Origin of the sequence: Winogradskyella pulchriflava (genome assembly GCF_042434315.1) — a bacterium.
GTDB lineage: Bacteria > Bacteroidota > Bacteroidia > Flavobacteriales > Flavobacteriaceae > Winogradskyella > Winogradskyella pulchriflava.
Genome location: NZ_JBHLTQ010000001.1, coordinates 1,062,678 through 1,080,344 on the forward strand (window position 1 = coordinate 1,062,678; position 17,667 = coordinate 1,080,344).

The following is a 17,667-nucleotide window of genomic DNA, read 5'->3' on the forward strand; positions in this document are numbered from 1 at the left end:
TTGAATAAAACTAACTATAATCTACTCAACTTATTTGGTTTTTATAGCGCCATAGTGTTAATGATGCTAATGAGCACATCTTCATTTGCGCAAGAAACCGAGACTGAACAAGATTCCACAAAGACCACTTTTGCTTTTGGGAAGCTAAATATGCCAAACCCAAACAGTATTGTTTCTAAATATACTTACGACCCTATTTTAGACCGTTATGTATATACAGAAAAAATAGGAAATTTCAATATCAACTACCCATTAATACTTACTCCAGAAGAATTTCAGAAATTAGTACTTCAAGAAAAATTAAGGGAGTATTACAAGCAAATGGCAGATGCAGCCGCAGGACAAAAGGAGGGTTCTGAAGAAGATCAAAAGAACCTTTTGCCAGAGTTCTATGTCAATTCTGGTTTATTTGAAACCATCTTTGGAGGAAATACCATAAATGTAATTCCTAGTGGTTATGCAGAAGTGGACTTGGGAGTACTGTTCTCAAAACAGGATAACCCATCATTCTCACCAAGAAACCGAACCAACTTTACCTTTGATTTTGACCAAAGGATTGGTTTAAGTTTACTTGGAAAAGTAGGTACAAGGCTTCAGGTTACTGCAAATTATGATACTGAAGCTACGTTTGATTTTCAACAACTCATTAAGTTAGAATACACACCAACCGAAGATGATATTGTCAGAAAAATAGAAGTTGGTAATGTAAATATGCCTTTAAATAGCTCCTTAATAACAGGAGCTCAAAGCCTTTTTGGTGTAAAAACCGAATTGCAATTTGGTAAAACAAGAGTAACAGCTGTATTTTCTGAACAACAATCGCAATCAAAATCTGTAGTCGCCCAAGGAGGTGGTACAGTAGAAGAGTTTGAGTTCTATGCAAGAGACTATGATGAAAACAGGCACTACTTTTTATCACACTATTTTAGGGATAATTATGATGATGCCTTATTGCAATATCCTTTTATTGATAATCAAGGGTTGCAAATTACACGTGTGGAAGTTTGGGTAACAAACAGAAACAACCAAACGGAGAATGTTAGGAATATTGTAGCGTTTCAAGATTTAGGTGAGTCGCAAGGAGAAAATATTGGGTTAAATCCATTGCCTGCAGGATTTGTAAATAATCCAAATCCATTACCAGATAATGGAAATAATGATTTCGACCCATCCAACATTGGTGGACCAGGTTCATTATTAACACAATCAGTAAGAGATATTACAAATGTTGAAGCTGGTGTTCTAGTTAATGTTAACGAAGGTTTTGATTACGGAAAATTAGAAGCAGCTAGAAAACTCCAAGAAGGACAAGATTATGTTTTAAACTCAGAATTAGGATACATATCATTAAACCAGCGTTTACTTAATGACGAAGTTTTGGCTGTTGCATTTCAATATACTAGAGGAGGTGAAGTGTTTCAGGTTGGTGAATTTGCTAACGATGGAGTAGATGCAACTGAAGTTAGCGATGGTACTAATGGAAATCAAGTGGTTAATAACCAAAGCTTGGTTCTAAAAATGCTTAAAAGTGCCGTAACTTCAGTAGAGCAACCAATTTGGGATTTAATGATGAAAAACATCTACGATACAGGTGCGTTTCAGTTGAGTCAAGAAGATTTTAGATTAAACATTTTTTATACTGAAGCCTCTGCACTCAATTACATTAGACCAGTTGAGAATACTACATTTCCACCTTTTGATAATAACACACCTTTTACAGGAGACGATACTGAGATTAGTGAAACTCCCTTAATTCGTTTATTTCATTTAGACAGGCTAAATTCTAATAATGACCCTCAAGAAAGAGGTGATGGCTTTTTTGATTATGTAAATGGGATAACGGTATTAACTCAAAATGGAAAAATTATCTTCACCAAAGCAGAACCTTTTGGTCGCTATTTATTTGATGTTTTGGATGATGATGGTAACCCAAATAACAACGATGCAGATTACGAATTGGATACATATCCTAACGAAAACCAAGAGAAGTACGTTTACGATTTACTCTATAAGTCCACTAAAACACAGGCTTTAAACGAAGCAGAAAAGAATAAGTTTCAAATAAAAGGACGTTTTAAAAGTAGTGGAGGTGATGGTGGAATCCCAATAGGAGCGTTCAATGTGCCAAGAGGGTCTGTAAGAGTAACTGCTGGTGGTAGAGTTTTGGTAGAAGGCATTGATTATACAGTAAATTACCAACTGGGTCGTGTAGAAATTTTAGATGAAGCCTTAAAAGCATCAAATACTCCAATCAATGTTTCGGTAGAAAACAATGCAGTATTTGGACAACAGACAAGACGTTTTACAGGTGTTAATATTGAGCATCAGTTTAATGAAAACTTTGTATTAGGTGCCACGTTATTAAATCTTAATGAAAGACCAATAACGCAGAAGGCAAATTATAATTCAGAGCCTATTAACAATACTATTTTTGGTTTTAATGGTAACTATTCAACTGAAGTTCCATTCTTAACACGGTTGGTTAATAAACTTCCAAATGTAGATACAGATGTGCCGTCTAACTTGTCTTTAAGAGGTGAGTTTGCCTATCTGTTACCTGGTGCACCAAAAGGCACAGATTTTGACGGAGAAGCTACGGCTTATATTGATGATTTTGAAGGTACGCAAGGCTCAATTGATTTGTCTAGTCCATTATCTTGGTCATTATCGAGTAGGCCAAAGGAGTTGCCAGCTACAATACCAGGAAATGACAACAATGGCATTGAAAATGGATATGGTAGAGCATTTTTAAACTGGTACACTATAGATCCAATTTTTTATAGTAGCCAAAGACCAAGTGGTATTGATGATGATGACGTTTCAGATTTGTACACCAGACGAGTTTTTATCGAAGAAATTTTTCCGCAAATTGATATTGTACAAGGCCAAACGTCGGTAATCAATACCTTAGACTTAGCCTATTATCCAACAGAGCGTGGGCCATATAATTTTGATCCTAATGCTACCAATAATACATTAAACCCAAGCCAAAGTTGGGCAGGTATTACAAGACAGATAACTTCTACAGATTTTGAACAGGCTAATGTAGAATATATTGAGTTTTGGGTGCAAGATCCATTTTTAGACAATCCATCAAGTTCGGGTGGAAAACTTACAATTAACCTTGGTAACATCTCGGAAGATGTGCTGAAAGATGGAAAAAAGCAATATGAAAATGGATTGCCAGATGATGGTAATATAGAATTTTTACAGGCAGATCCTTTACAACCAAGTTCACCTTATGTAGTGCCTCAAAATCAATCTTTAATATACACCTTTGCTACAACAGGGCAAGAACGTACTAACCAAGATGTTGGTTTAGATGGTTATGATGATGTAGAGGAAAGTCAAATGTTGACTGAGATTTTTGGAGCAAATAATTTTGGTGAAGATCCATCTAGAGATAATTATAGGTATTATTTAAACACTGATGGTGATATTTATGAGCGCTATAAGCGCTACAACGGACTAGAAGGTAATACACCAGATGTATTCACGGATACTAATAGAGGTTCTACAACTCAGCCAGACGTAGAGGATATTAACCGTGATAACACCATGAATACTATTGATAGCTATTATGAGTATGAGGTAGAAATGACTCCTGCAAGTCTTAATATCAATAACCCTCAAATTAATGATATAAAACCAAGAACAGTTACACTACCAAATGGAGACCAAAGAGATGTTAAATGGTATCAGTTTAGATTACCTATTAACGAACCAACAAATACAATAGGTGGTATTTCAGATATTAGATCAGTTCGTTTTGCTAGATTATATCTTAGAGAATTTACCGAGAAAACAGTATTGCGTTTTGCTACACTAGATTTGGTGCGAAGTGATTGGAGGCGTTATACTTTGGATTTAGATAATGACCCAACTAACAATAGTGCTAATGCTGAATTTAATGTTGCTATTATTGGAGAACAAGAAAACGGAGAGGTGTATGTCAGTCCTCCTGGCGTAAGACGAGAAGAGCTTAATAATAACAATAATGTTATAAGACAAAATGAACAAGCTTTGGTTTTGCAAGCTTGTGATTTAGAACCAGAAGATTCTCGAGGTGTGTTTAAAAATATTAGTATTGATATGCGTCAGTATAAAAACTTACGTATGTTTATCCATGCACAACAGCAAGAAGGCCAAATGTTAGACGATGGAGAAATGGTTGGCTTCATTAGAATGGGTAATGATTTTACCGATAACTTTTATCAAATAGAAGTACCATTAAAAAACACAGGGTTTGTTAATCAAACTACACCAGCGGATGAAGCTTGGCCTGTTGAAAACGAGATAAATGTGCCTCTGGAAATCTTACAGCAAATTAAGTCAAGGTACATTGAAAACCCTCCAACTGAGAATGTTCCTTTATTTTTTGATTATATAAATAATGAGTTGAGTGAAGACTCTGTTTTAGAATTTTCTAATTTACCTATTGGTCAGCAACGTGTAGCAATAAAAGGTAATCCTAATTTTGGAGATATTAGAGTGTTAATGGTTGGTGTTAAAAATTCAGGATCAACAAGTTCTAATGTGTGTGGTGAAGTTTGGTTTAATGAGCTAAGAATGTCCGACTTAGAGAACCAAGGTGGTTGGGCAGCTGTAGTTAGTATGGATTCTAACATTGCAGATTTTGCAGATGTTAGTGCTACAGGAAGACGTAGTACAATAGGTTTTGGTAGTATAGACCAAGGGCCAAATGAACGAAGTCTTGAGGATGTACAACAATACGATGTCGTTACCAATGTGCAATTGGGTCAGTTATTACCTAAAAAATGGGGAATTCAAATACCTTTTAATTATGCACAAAGCGAAGAATTAGTGACACCAAAATATGATCAGTTCTATAATGATCTTACCCTAGAATCGCGTTTAGATGCTGCAGAAACTAGTGAAGATGAAGACCGAATAAGACGACAATCTGAAGACTACACCAAAAGGAAAAGCATCAATTTCATTGGAGTAAGAAAACAAAAAATGGGTGAAGCCAAAAAGAGATTCTATGATGTTGAAAATTTAACATTCAATTATTCATACAACAAGGTTGAGCATCGTGATTTTGAAATTGAAAATGCGCTAGATCAAAATGTTAGAGCTGGAGTTAATTACAATTATGCGTTTCAGCCTGTAAGAATTGAACCTTTTAAAAATAACGATTCCCTGTTTACAGGTAAAAACTGGAAGATTTTAAAAGATTTTAATTTTAATTTATTGCCTTCAAGCTTCACTGTAAGTACTGATATTAATCGACAATTTAGTAGACAAAAATTTAGAGAAGTAGAACTGGGTGGAAATAATATTGGTATCGAAGAACTGTATAGAAGAAATTATACTTTCGATTTTCAATATGCTATAAACTATAATATTACAGATGCTTTAAGTTTAAATTTTACAGCAGCCAATAATAATATAGTACGTAATTATTTTATTGATGACCGTATCAACGGAAGGCAAGACCCGGAATTAAATGTATGGGATGGTTTCTTTGATTTTGGAGATCCAAATTATCAGACACAACAAATTCAAGTTAACTACGAGTTACCGTTATACAAAATTCCTGCACTAAGCTTCCTAAGAACAACTTACGCTTATAACGGTACATTCCAATGGCAAAAAGGATCAGACCTTAATGAAGGACTTGAAATTGAAGTTGATTTAGATAATGACCCAACGACTCCAGATGTGCCACGGACATATAATTTAGGACATTCTATTCAAAATTCTAATACGCACAATATCAACTCAACCCTTAATATGGAAACCTTTTATAAATCTATAGGTTTTGTAAAAAAGGGTAATCAAAGAGGTCGAGGAAGAACGAGAAATGCACAACCAAAAACGCGTACTGCTACTCCAAATGCATCGTTGAATGATAAGGATAATCCGCAACAACCTCAAGATCCAAACAAATTAAGTACAGGAAAAAAAGCGTATAATACTATGGTAGACATTGTTACTATGGTAAAGCGTATTCAGTTTGGTTATACCGAAAATAATGGTACTTATTTGCCAGGTTATTTGCCAACTCCAGGTTTTATAGGGACTTTAAAACCAACTTTAGGTTATACATTTGGAAGTCAGCAAGACATTAGAAATAAAGTGGCAAGAGAAGGTTGGTTAACAACATTCCCGGAATTCAATCAGCAGTACACAGAAGTAACCAACAAAACGCTAGACTATTCTGTGAATATTGAGCCAATGCGTGATTTAAAAATCGATTTGATTGGAAATAGAACCTATGCAAAAAATGTTGCTGAAACATTTAAAGGTGTGGATGACCCTGAAGATGGTTTAGATGGTTTGAGTGATCGCTATGAGCAACTAATTACCAATTCATTTGGAAACTTCAACATATCAACAGCATTAATAAAAACTGCTTTTAGTAAGAGTGACGAAAATCAATCTGCTCCATTTGATGATTTTAGAGCTAATAGATTAGTAATAGCAAACCGATTAGCAAGACAATTTTACGGTGATACACCGTTTAACGTTGACGCTGAAGGTTATCCTGAAGGCTTTGGTAAAAACAGTCAGCGTGTATTAATACCAGCATTTTTATCAGCTTATCAAGGGTCAGATCCTAAAAAAATAACAACGAGTGCCTTTAGAGATGTACCAATACCAAACTGGACATTAAAGTACACAGGTTTAATGAAAATTCCTTGGTTTAAAAAGACGTTTAGACGTTTTTCAATTCAGCATGGTTACAGATCTAGATATACAATTAATCAGTTTAGAACTAATTTAGATTTTGAAGCCGGTAATACAGGTGAAGCCTATGATGACCAACCAGAAGAAGCTTTGGATCAGTCAGGTAATTTTAAAAATAAGACTTTATTCAGTAATATCAATTTAGAAGAGCAATTCAGTCCTTTAATTCGTTTAGAGTTTGAAATGAAAAACTCAATTAAAGTTTTAGCAGAGGTTAAAACAGACAGATTGCTTTCATTGAGTTTTGACAATAATTTAATGACCGAAATACAAGGTAGAGAATACACCTTAGGCTTAGGTTATAGAATTAAAGATTTGCGTATTCGTTCCGCACTTGCAGGACCAAAACAAATCATAAAAAGTGATTTGAATATGCGAGCGGATGTTTCGGTTAGAGATAACAAAACAATTATTAGATATCTGGATTTAGAAAATAACCAAGTAACAGCTGGTCAGACTATTTGGGGATTAAAGTATTCAGCGGATTATGCATTTAGTAAAAACCTAACGGCTATTTTCTATTTTGATTATACGTTTTCAGATTTTGCCATTTCAACATCATTTCCGCAAACATCAATACGATCTGGAATTACCTTAAGATATAATTTTGGTAATTAATTTTGAATTGAAGCAATTAAAAAATTACATTTGTTTCATTAATTATTTACAACATTACAGATGAATATACCATCAGAATTAAAGTACACCAAAGACCACGAATGGATTAAAATTGATGGCGACATCGCCACAGTTGGCATTACTGATTTTGCACAAGGAGAATTAGGTGATATCGTTTATGTAGAAGTAGACACTTTAGATGAAACTCTAGACGTTGAAGAAGTTTTTGGTACTGTAGAAGCCGTTAAAACTGTTTCTGATTTGTTTTTACCACTATCTGGTGAAATCATTGAATTTAATGAAAACCTTGAAGACGAGCCAGAAAAGGTAAATACAGATCCTTATGGTGAAGGTTGGATGATAAAAATAAAAATTTCTGATGCTTCTCAGGTTGATGATTTGTTATCAGCAGACGACTATAAAGCCATTATAAGTGGTTAAAAAAATGCTATTGCCTGTTGCAATGGTTTACACTGTTGTGCTGGTTATTGCTAGTGTTGTCAATTTGAACAATGTGCCCAGTTTGGGTTCATCCTTTGATGATAAAATATATCATTTTGTAGCTTACCTTGTGTTGGCATTTTTATGGACAACTTATTTCAAGCCATCTCATAAAAGGCATACCAATACCATAGTATTTGTAAGTGTTATAGCATTTGGTGTGGTGTTAGAGTTAATTCAGCATCAACTTAATCCAAACAGAACTTATGATGTTTATGATTTAATGGCAAACTGCTTAGGTGTATTATTTGGCACATTAATTGTTCATAAATTCAATATTATTAAGTTAAAATAACTCCAAGTGTTGCATTTTTAGCTATTATTTAGTTAAATTAGCGACACTCTAATAAAGAAAAGTACTATGGAACCTAAAAAGAATCCTAAATCAGACGTAAGCCGTAACAGCTCACTCTTCTTTGCAGTTGGTCTTGCCTTAATGTTAGGTATTACCTATATGGCAATTAACTATAAAACTTACGATAAAAGTAATATAGTTGCCGATTCACTTAATTTAGATGATGAATTAGAAGAAGAAGTGCCAATTACAGAACAGATTATAACTCCACCACCTCCACCACCTCCACCACCTGCTGCTCCAGAGATTATTGAAGTTGTAGAAGATGAAGAGGAAGTAGAGGAAACAGTTATAGAATCTACAGAAACTGAAATGGATACAGAAATTGTAGAAGTTGAAGAAGTAGAGGTAGAAGAAGTAGAAGAAGATATTGAGGTACCATTCTCTGTAATTGAAAACGTGCCAATTTTCCCTGGTTGTGAAAATGAAAAAGGAAACGCAGCTAAAAAAGCTTGTATGTCTGAAAAAGTACAGAAATTAGTTAATAAAAAATTCAACAAAGACCTTGCTAGTGATTTAGGTCTGCAAGCGGGTAAAAAACGTATTTTCGTTTCGTTTAAGATAGATAAAAACGGAAATGTAGTACAGGTTGGTGCTCGTGGTCCTCACCCGGCATTAGAAAAAGAAGCAAAACGTGTTATTGGCTTACTTCCTAAAATGAAGCCAGGTAAGCAAAGAGGTAAGGCTGTAATTGTACCTTACTCGTTACCAATTGTATTCCAAGTACAAGACTAAAGAATAAATATTTTTTACATATAAAAATCCCGTTCAAAATTAATTGGACGGGATTTTCGTTTTGGTATGCTTATTGTGACTTTATCATAATATTAACATTTTAAATAATACGTATTATGAAAAACTCTAAAAAAGATTTCAATAACGCTGGTCAGAGCGTTGTTGAAGTAAAGAAATCACAAAAGCATGATGCAAATTTACAAAAAAACTCAACCCTATATTTCCAAATAGGGTTGATACTTTGTTTATTGGGTACTTATGCACTTTTTGAAATGCAGTTTCAGGAAAAAATTATTATTCCAGATACTGTAACCATTGATGAGGTCGCTACTATTGATGTGGCTCCTGTATATAAGGTTGAAGAAGTCCAGGTTAAAAAACCTGAACCAAAAGTGGAACGAAGCACCTTTTTGAGTGATAAATACAAAAAGGTGGAAAATGATGAACCAAAGATTGAGGATAAAATTTTTACGCCAGATGCACCAGAAACAGCACCAGAACCTGTAGATGTAGGTGATATTGATGTCATTGAAGAGCCTAAAGATCTTCCTCCTGTAGATTTTATTAAAATAGAAAAGGCGCCAATTTATCCAGGTTGTGAGAAATACACAACTAACGATCAACGAAAAAAATGCATGTCCGAAAAGATTACCAAGTTGGTATATAATAAATTCAACACCAGTCTTGCTGAAGAATACGGACTTTCTGGTAAACAAAAAATATACACGCAATTTACCATTGATAAAAATGGAACAGTTACAAATGTAAAAGTAAGAGGGCCGCATCCTGCTTTAGAGAAAGAAGCGGATCGCTTAATAAATAAAATTCCTAATATGGAACCAGGTTATCAAAGAAATACAGCTGTTGGTGTTATATATACACTGCCAATAACATTTTATGTAAGGGATTAATTAGTCCATTACCACAAACTAAACCGTTATCAACTAGATAGCGGTTTTTTTGTTTTATGGTTACTAAAAAAATTAAGTATCTTTCGACCATAAAAACTAAGTCTTTTCTATGAAGCATTTTTGGCTTGTAACCCTTTTATTAATTTCTTTTTTAAGTAATGCTCAAACGATTTCTACTTATGAAAAGCCTCCAATTTTTAGTGAGTGCGATTCATTAGCCGTGGCACAATTAAAACCTTGTTTTAATTATACACTAAATAGTTTTGTGTATAACAACTTTAAAGTGCCACAAGCAACTCTGGATGAAGCTTATCAAGGTGATATTCAGATTTTGTTTGAAGTTGATAAAGAAGGTGCTTTCAAAGTGATTTATGCCGATGCTATTAATGATGAATTAAAGGATGAGGCAAGACGTGTATTCAAAATGCTTCCTAAAGTTAAACCTGCAACATATAACGGCAAGCCGACCTTTGTTCAGTATAGCTTAACTGTTGCTATTCCGCTGACTGAGCCTAAATACACTTCTATAGAAACTACAGAGACGAAACTAACAGAGGCAGATAGTCTTAATGCAACATTGTCTAATGAATATGATGCGGTTAATGCGCAACTTAAGACTTATGAAAAACTAGAATATACTAGTCAGTTAAATATTCCTTTTACACACTCGTACTACGCACGTTTTGATGATGAAATAAATGCCATAGGTACCAATAGCCATACAGCATCCAAGCCATTTATTTACAATGATGTTGCAAAGTATTACGATATAAAAGCGGAAAAAGAGAGCTTGGCAAAAGATACCGACTCTTGGTTTGGTAGAAAATTATATAATGAGCATTTGGTAGAAATACAAGGTAAGGATTATTGGTTTACAATAGATCCTATTTTGGATTTACAAGTTGGAAGCGATTCCGAAGGAGATTCTGGGTCAACTTGGAACAATACAAGAGGTGTTTTTGTACAAGCTGGTTTAGGAAAACGTTTTAATTTATCAGCTTCAATTTACGAAAGTCAAGGTCGTTTTGCGGATTATTTTAATGGCTATGCAGAAAGTCTAAAGGCTTTTGGGCCAGATCCTGCCATTATTCCAGGACGTGGTATTGCAAAGCGTTTTAAAGAAAACTCGTATGACTATCCTGTTGCCGAAGCGTATTTATCTTATACTCCAGCCGATTTTCTAAATATTCAATTTGGACATGGAAAAAATTTTATAGGTGATGGTTATCGTTCCTTATTGCAAAGTGATGTATCTAGTCCGTATCCATTTTTAAAATTGAACACTAGCTTTTGGAAAATAAAGTACACTAGTACATGGATGTGGTTAAAAGATGTAAGGCCAGAAGTTGTTGAAGATGACGCTTTTTTAACAAAGTATATGGCAAATCATTACTTAAGTTGGAATGTGTCTAAACGATTAAATATAGGTTTGTTTGAGTCTGTAATGTGGGCAGATACTAATGGACGAGGTTTTGATGTAAATTATTTAAACCCAATTATATTTTTTAGAGCTATAGAGTTTCAAACTGGTCAAGGAGCCGGAAATGCCATTTTAGGATTAAGTGGAAAATACAAATGGAACAATAAGGTTAATCTTTATGGGCAATTTATTCTTGATGAGTTTTCACTTAGTGACATTACAGGTGGTAATAAAAGCTGGAAGAACAAATATGGTTATCAATTGGGTGTTAAGTACTACAATGCATTCAAGGTAGATAATTTATTGCTGCAAGCTGAGTATAACCAAGTACGTCCTTACACCTATTCTCATAATACAATTGTTTTAAACTATGGTCATTTTAATCAGCCTATGGCGCACCTTTGGGGAGCCAATTTTAAGGAATTGGTTTTAATTGGTCGTTACAATTACAAACGTTGGTTTGCTGATGCAAAATTTATCATAGGGAAGAGAGGTTTCGATTTTAATACTGAAGAAGATAGTTTTTCTTATGGAGGTGATATTTATAGAGATTATAATGAACGTAATGCTGATACAGGAATAACAATAGGTCAAGGGAATAAAACCAATAGTTTTATGACTGAACTACAAGCTGGGTATTTATTGAATCCAGAAACCAATTTAAAACTCTTTACAAATATTATTTACAGAGATTTTAATCCAGATGCAATTACAGCTACAACGATGGACTCTAATACATTTTGGTTTAGTATTGGTGTTAGAACGGATTTGTTTAATTGGTATAATGATTTCTAAAAGTAGTTTCTGTTTTTTGGTTTCTATAAAACTAGTCTTTTACGTTGCTCATAATCAATTTTCAAACTATCTTTGCACTCGCTAAGAATAGAACAAAGCACTAACGGTTTGAGTAGTACAAAATCTTCGGTTTCAACAGCCTCTGTGATTACAGATTTTAAGGAAATCACTAAAATGGGCTTGTCCATAAGTGTGGTTTTTTCTGCTCTTGCTGGGTATCTTCTTGGTGCTGAAACTATAAATTTCACAACTTTCTTTTTATTGGCTCTTGGTGGCTATTTTATGGTTGGAGCCTCAAATGCCTATAACCAAATTATTGAGCGAGATTTAGATGCTTTAATGGATCGTACCAAAAACAGACCTATACCTGCTGGTAGAATGTCTGTAAACACAGCGTTTATTATAGCAACAGCGTTTACAGTTTTAGGTCTTATTACCTTATATATCATCAATCCCAAAACAGCAATGTGGGGAGCGATTTCTATATTTTTATACACTAGTGTTTATACACCATTAAAAACAAAAACGCCTTTGGCTGTATTTGTTGGTGCTTTGCCTGGTGCTATTCCTTTTATGTTGGGATGGGTTGCAGCACGAAACGATTTTGGTATTGAACCAGGAACCTTATTTGCCATTCAGTTTTTTTGGCAATTTCCACATTTTTGGGCTATTGGTTGGTTTCTGCATGAAGATTATAAAAAAGGTGGTTTTTTTATGTTACCAACAGGAAAACCAGATAAAGGAACAGCAGTACAAATTATTGTGTATAGTGTGTGGACGATTATCGCCTCTATAATTCCAGTGTTTGGTTTTACAGGAGATTTAAAACTGTCTATTGTTGGAGCCATTCTGGTTTTTATATTAGGTATGGTCATGTTAATGTATGCATTTAGGTTGTTTCAGCAACGTACAGCCAAAGCTGCTAAACAGTTGATGTTGTCAAGTGTTTTTTATATTACCATGTTACAGATTATATATGTTGCAGATAAATTTTTAAGATAAATGGATTTAACACAAGGAACACCAGAAGAGAAAATAGCGCGATCTAAAAAGATGATGCTTTGGTTTGGTATTGGTTCTCTAATAATGTCTTTTGCAGGATGGATAAGTGCTTTTATTGTTAGTGCTAAACAAAGAAAAGATAAAGACTGGCTAAGTAATTACGAATTGCCTGATGCTTTTTTTATTAGTGTGGGTGTTATTTTATTAAGTAGTCTCACTTTTATTTTGGCTAAACGTGCCATAAAACAAAACAACAGACAGATGACTACGGTTTGGTTACTATTAACTTTAGGGTTGGGTGTTGCGTTTATTTTTAGTCAGCTTAAAGGGTTTAGTCAAATTATTGATGCTGGTCATTATTTTACAGGACCATCAAGTAATATTACGATGTCTTATATTTATATCATCGCTTCAGTGCACATAGCGCACGTTATTGCTGGTTTAATATGCATCCTTGTCGTAATTTATAATCATTTTAAACAAAAGTACAATGCCAACAATATGTTGGGTTTAGAACTAGCAGCTAATTTCTGGCATTTTGTAGATATACTTTGGCTTGTGCTCTTTTTGTTTTTATATTTTTTTAGAGATATAATTTGATTATTTTTGTCAAATCTTAAAATTTAAATAAATTCTATGGATTCTACAGTAGCAAGTACTGGTACAGAAGAAAAAACTTGGGGAGGTGGCAATCAACCTCTAAAAGCAAGTTATGGAAAAATGATGATGTGGTTCTTCATTGTATCTGATGCATTAACGTTTTCCGGTTTCTTGGCCGCTTATGGTTTTTCAAGATTCAAGTTTATAAAAGAATGGCCAATTGCAGATGAGGTGTTTACTCACGTACCGTTTTTACATGGTCAGGAGTTGCCAATGATATATGTTGCGTTTATGACATTTATACTTATTATGTCTTCCGTAACTATGGTATTAGCTGTAGATGCAGGTCATCATATGAACAAGGTTAAAGTGACTTTATATATGTTCCTTACAATTATTGGTGGAGCTATATTCGTTGGGTCACAAGCATGGGAATGGGCAACATTTATTCAAGGAGATTATGGTGCTGTGCAAACAAAGGGAGGAAATATTCTTCAGTTTGGAGAGTATGTTACTGTAGATGGTAAAGAGAAATTTAAGCGTATTTCTATTGATGATTTTGCTGTTTCTATTCCTACTGAACGTGCAGAACATGAGCGTAAAAATGGACTTTGGTTTGTTACTGAGGAGTCATTACCACCTTATAGTGTAAACGAAATATATACTGGGTTAGCTGCTAATGAAAACATCTTGGTAAGAACTCAGATTATTAATGATGAAGGTGAAAAAACAGTACTATCTAGAGCAGAATCCTTAAAACAAATAAAAGAAAACGGAACGTTAGTTGTAAAAGGCGCTAATCTTCATGTCAATGAATACGGAACATCGCTATTTGCAGATTTCTTTTTCTTTATTACTGGATTTCACGGATTTCACGTATTTTCGGGGGTAGTGATTAACATTATCATTTTCTTTAATGTTATTCTAGGTACTTACGAACGAAGAGGAAGTTATGAAATGGTAGAAAAAGTAGGACTGTATTGGCACTTTGTCGATTTAGTATGGGTATTTGTATTTACATTCTTCTACTTAGTATAAAAGCAATTTAAGATTCAGTTATGGCACACGAACATAAATTAGAAATATTTAGAGGACTTTGGAAATTTAAGTCTAACACACAAAAAATTTGGGGAGTTTTAGCTTTCTTAACCTTTGTTACAGCTATCGAAGTTGTATTAGGTATATATAAGCCAGAAGGTTTAATGTCTCCTTGGATGACTCCTTTTGAAGGTGGTTTCTTTGCAACGCTTATGAATATTCTTTTCTCGGCGTTTATATACATGAAACCTTTAAATTTAATTTTCATCATCTTAACCATTGTAAAAGCGTATTACATTACTTGGGATTTTATGCACATGAGAGATGAAACAAAATCCCTAAGACGCATGGTAGTGTGGACAGGAGTTTTTCTAATATGTTACCTTATCTTTATCTTGTTACAAGAAGGTGGTTATGTATTTGAAGTTTATAATACCGATGACGCACTTATTAAACGAGATTTTTAGACTTAAAATATTAAGTTAAATGATATCAAAAGGTGGTTTTTCTAAACCACCTTTTTTATTTTTGCATTATGGAATTAAGTAAAAGAAAACGTTACACAATTCTAGGCATATTGTTCTTTTTGCCAGTAGCATTTATTATCATAATGCTTTTGTCTAAAGAGAATTATAATCCGCTAGATGTTGTAAAACAAAATATTTCCGAACTACCTGTTAATAAAGATAGCATCCAGCTAAAAGATCATATTACAGTCTTATCTTTTTTGGGTAAAAAACCTATGGAAAACTCTATAGCAGCATTAAACTTAAAGGAGCTAATATACGATAGGAATAAAGGGTTTAAAACATTTCAAGTAGTGGTATTACTGCCTTTAGAAGCAAAAGATGAAGCAGAAGAATTACTTAAAGAAATTAAGTCTTACGAAGATCTTAGGTTTTGGCATTTTTTATATGCAGAGGACGAACAAATTAATACAGTTTTTAATAGTTTAAGATCAGAAGTAAAACTTGATGGAAACCTTGCTAGTAACTACGTCTATATTATAGATAAAGACCGAAACCAAAGAGGAAGGTTAGACGATAGAACAGATGCCGAAATTGAGGGAGAAAAACCAGTTTATGGACTATTTGATTACGACTGCATACAGGTTGCTGTGTTAAAAAACAAAATGGCAGCAGAAGACATGCGTGTTTTATTCAAAGAGTATAGAGATAGACGAAAAGGTGAGTTTGACGAATCTAATAAAAGACGCGAAAAGGATTTAAAAAATGGCTAAAAAAACAAACTATTCTTACGCAGGTATTGCATTTATCATTTTAGTATTTGGTATAATTTTTATTCCAAAAATTATAGATAGAGCAAGTAATAGCGATATTATTAGGGATGAAAGTAGAAGTGAAGATTTGTCAACAACTCCTGCAAATAATTCTAAACAAAGCAAGAGTGATTTGGTGTACATACCAAATGCTGAAGGTGAGCATAAGAAAGTGCCAAGTTTTAGCTTCACTAATCAGTACGGACAAACGATTACCGATAAGGACTATTTAGGTAAAGTTTATGTTATAGAATTCTTTTTTACAACATGCCCAACCATTTGCCCAAGAATGAATAAAAACCTAGTTGAAATTCAAAATGAGTTTAAAGATTTTGAAGATTTTGGCGTAGCATCTTTTACCATTACTCCAGATATAGACACTCCCGAAGTGTTAAAGGCTTATGCAGACAATTATGGTATAACAAACCCTAATTGGCATTTAATGACAGGTGATGAAGAAGCCATATACAAATTAGCTAATGAAGGATTTTATCTTTACACAGCAAAAAATGAAGATATAATTGATGGTTTTGAACATTCTGGAAATTTTGCCTTAATAGATAAAGAAGGTTATATCCGTTCGAGATTAAAATCTCCTAATAATCCATTAATATATTATAATGGTATTATATCTGAAGCAGAGGGAGTTGATGATGAAGGTATACCACAAGAAATTACGATTTTAAAAGAAGATATAGCAAAGCTTTTAAAAGAAGAATAGAAGCACCATAATTACAACCATAGTTTATTGCATATAGAATTTAGCTTATGAACAATAATATTGATTTAGAAAAAGAAAAGAAATATAATAAGTGGATTGTTATACTTTCAATAGTAATTCCGCTGGCTGTAGCTGCACTTTTTGGAGTTAATCTTAGAAAGCTTGGTTTCGATGTAGAGCCACTAACATTTTTACCACCAATTTATGCAACTATAAATGGGCTTACAGCAGTAATTTTAATTATCGCTTTTTTTGCTATAAAAAAGAAAAACATAGTGCTTCATGAAAATTTAATGACAACCGCTATATGGTGTTCTGTTGTTTTTTTGGTGTTATATGTAGCTTATCACATGACAAGTGATTCTACAAAATTTGGTGGTGAAGGTTTCGTAAAATACATTTATTATTTTATTCTTATAACGCATATACTATTATCAATTGTAATCATCCCTTTTGTATTAATTACTTATGTAAGAGCTATTACTAATAATATAGAACGTCATAAAAAAATCGCAAAGATTACTTTTCCGTTATGGCTATATGTCGCAGTAACAGGAGTTATTGTATATCTTATGATTTCACCATATTATACATAATATGAAAAAGAAAATAACTTTTTTACTTTTTACTTTTTACTTTACACTAAGTACAAATGCGCAATGTGCTATGTGTAGAGCTGTGTTAGAAAGTGGTGAAGACCAATCTGCAGCAGAAGGTATTAATGATGGAATTATGTTTTTAATGGCAATTCCGTATATTTTAGTCGCAGCTATAGGCTATTTTATTTATAGAAAGTATAATAAACCGCAAAACTTGGAGAATACAGAAGAAAGTCTGTAACAATTTCTTAGTTTTAGAGTCATACTAGAAATCCATAATTAGGAATACTTAAAATAGTTGTTGTAAGGATGGCAACTTAATATTTTGTTTAAGTGATTTTTGTAACACTTTCAATTAAATAGAGACATATAAGTATCT

General features: G+C 33.5%; 14 protein-coding genes. All 14 read left to right on the forward strand.

Annotated features, from left to right (window positions below):
* The 14 genes from sov (at position 1) to ACFFGA_RS04680 (ending at position 17,529) form a co-directional block, all read left to right on the forward strand.
* On the forward strand, positions 1–7,332 hold the full coding sequence (gene sov, locus ACFFGA_RS04615; protein ID WP_446697944.1) for a T9SS outer membrane translocon Sov/SprA: 7,332 nt from the start codon (positions 1–3) through the stop codon (positions 7,330–7,332).
* Positions 7,333–7,392: 60 nt separating this feature from the next.
* Positions 7,393–7,773 carry a glycine cleavage system protein GcvH gene (gene gcvH, locus ACFFGA_RS04620; protein WP_386060324.1) on the forward strand — a complete coding sequence of 127 codons (381 nt, stop codon included), beginning with the start codon at positions 7,393–7,395 and terminating at the stop codon, positions 7,771–7,773.
* 4 nt (positions 7,774–7,777) lie between these two features.
* On the forward strand, positions 7,778–8,128 hold the full coding sequence (locus tag ACFFGA_RS04625) for a VanZ family protein (protein ID WP_386060327.1): 351 nt from the start codon (positions 7,778–7,780) through the stop codon (positions 8,126–8,128).
* Between the two features lie 66 nt (positions 8,129–8,194).
* Positions 8,195–8,923 (forward strand): energy transducer TonB, encoded by a 729-nt coding sequence (locus ACFFGA_RS04630; protein WP_386060330.1) that lies wholly within the window; start codon positions 8,195–8,197, stop codon positions 8,921–8,923.
* Between the two features lie 116 nt (positions 8,924–9,039).
* Positions 9,040–9,834: an energy transducer TonB gene (locus ACFFGA_RS04635; RefSeq protein ID WP_386060333.1), complete on the forward strand. Its 795-nt coding sequence runs from the start codon at positions 9,040–9,042 to the stop codon at positions 9,832–9,834.
* Between the two features lie 109 nt (positions 9,835–9,943).
* Positions 9,944–12,049 (forward strand): gliding motility outer membrane protein RemB, encoded by a 2,106-nt coding sequence (gene remB / locus ACFFGA_RS04640; protein WP_386060335.1) that lies wholly within the window; start codon positions 9,944–9,946, stop codon positions 12,047–12,049.
* Between the two features lie 108 nt (positions 12,050–12,157).
* On the forward strand, positions 12,158–13,051 hold the full coding sequence (gene cyoE / locus ACFFGA_RS04645) for a heme o synthase (protein ID WP_386060338.1): 894 nt from the start codon (positions 12,158–12,160) through the stop codon (positions 13,049–13,051).
* Positions 13,052–13,651 carry a cytochrome c oxidase subunit 3 gene (locus ACFFGA_RS04650; RefSeq protein WP_386060340.1) on the forward strand — a complete coding sequence of 200 codons (600 nt, stop codon included), beginning with the start codon at positions 13,052–13,054 and terminating at the stop codon, positions 13,649–13,651.
* A 36-nt stretch (positions 13,652–13,687) separates the two neighbouring features.
* On the forward strand, positions 13,688–14,689 hold the full coding sequence (locus ACFFGA_RS04655; protein WP_386060343.1) for a cytochrome c oxidase subunit 3: 1,002 nt from the start codon (positions 13,688–13,690) through the stop codon (positions 14,687–14,689).
* A 20-nt stretch (positions 14,690–14,709) separates the two neighbouring features.
* Positions 14,710–15,156 (forward strand): cytochrome C oxidase subunit IV family protein, encoded by a 447-nt coding sequence (locus ACFFGA_RS04660; protein ID WP_386060346.1) that lies wholly within the window; start codon positions 14,710–14,712, stop codon positions 15,154–15,156.
* Positions 15,157–15,224: 68 nt separating this feature from the next.
* On the forward strand, positions 15,225–15,929 hold the full coding sequence (locus ACFFGA_RS04665; RefSeq protein WP_386060348.1) for a hypothetical protein: 705 nt from the start codon (positions 15,225–15,227) through the stop codon (positions 15,927–15,929).
* Positions 15,922–16,689 carry an SCO family protein gene (locus ACFFGA_RS04670; RefSeq protein ID WP_386060350.1) on the forward strand — a complete coding sequence of 256 codons (768 nt, stop codon included), beginning with the start codon at positions 15,922–15,924 and terminating at the stop codon, positions 16,687–16,689. Before ACFFGA_RS04665 ends, ACFFGA_RS04670 begins: the two co-directional genes overlap by 8 nt.
* 47 nt (positions 16,690–16,736) lie before the next feature.
* A complete protein-coding gene (locus tag ACFFGA_RS04675) occupies positions 16,737–17,285 on the forward strand; it encodes a DUF420 domain-containing protein (RefSeq protein ID WP_386060353.1) in 549 nt (182 codons plus the stop codon).
* A gap of 1 nt (position 17,286) precedes the next feature.
* Positions 17,287–17,529 (forward strand): CAMCR motif-containing small membrane protein, encoded by a 243-nt coding sequence (locus ACFFGA_RS04680; protein WP_386060356.1) that lies wholly within the window; start codon positions 17,287–17,289, stop codon positions 17,527–17,529.
* The last annotated feature ends 138 nt before the right edge of the window (positions 17,530–17,667 follow it).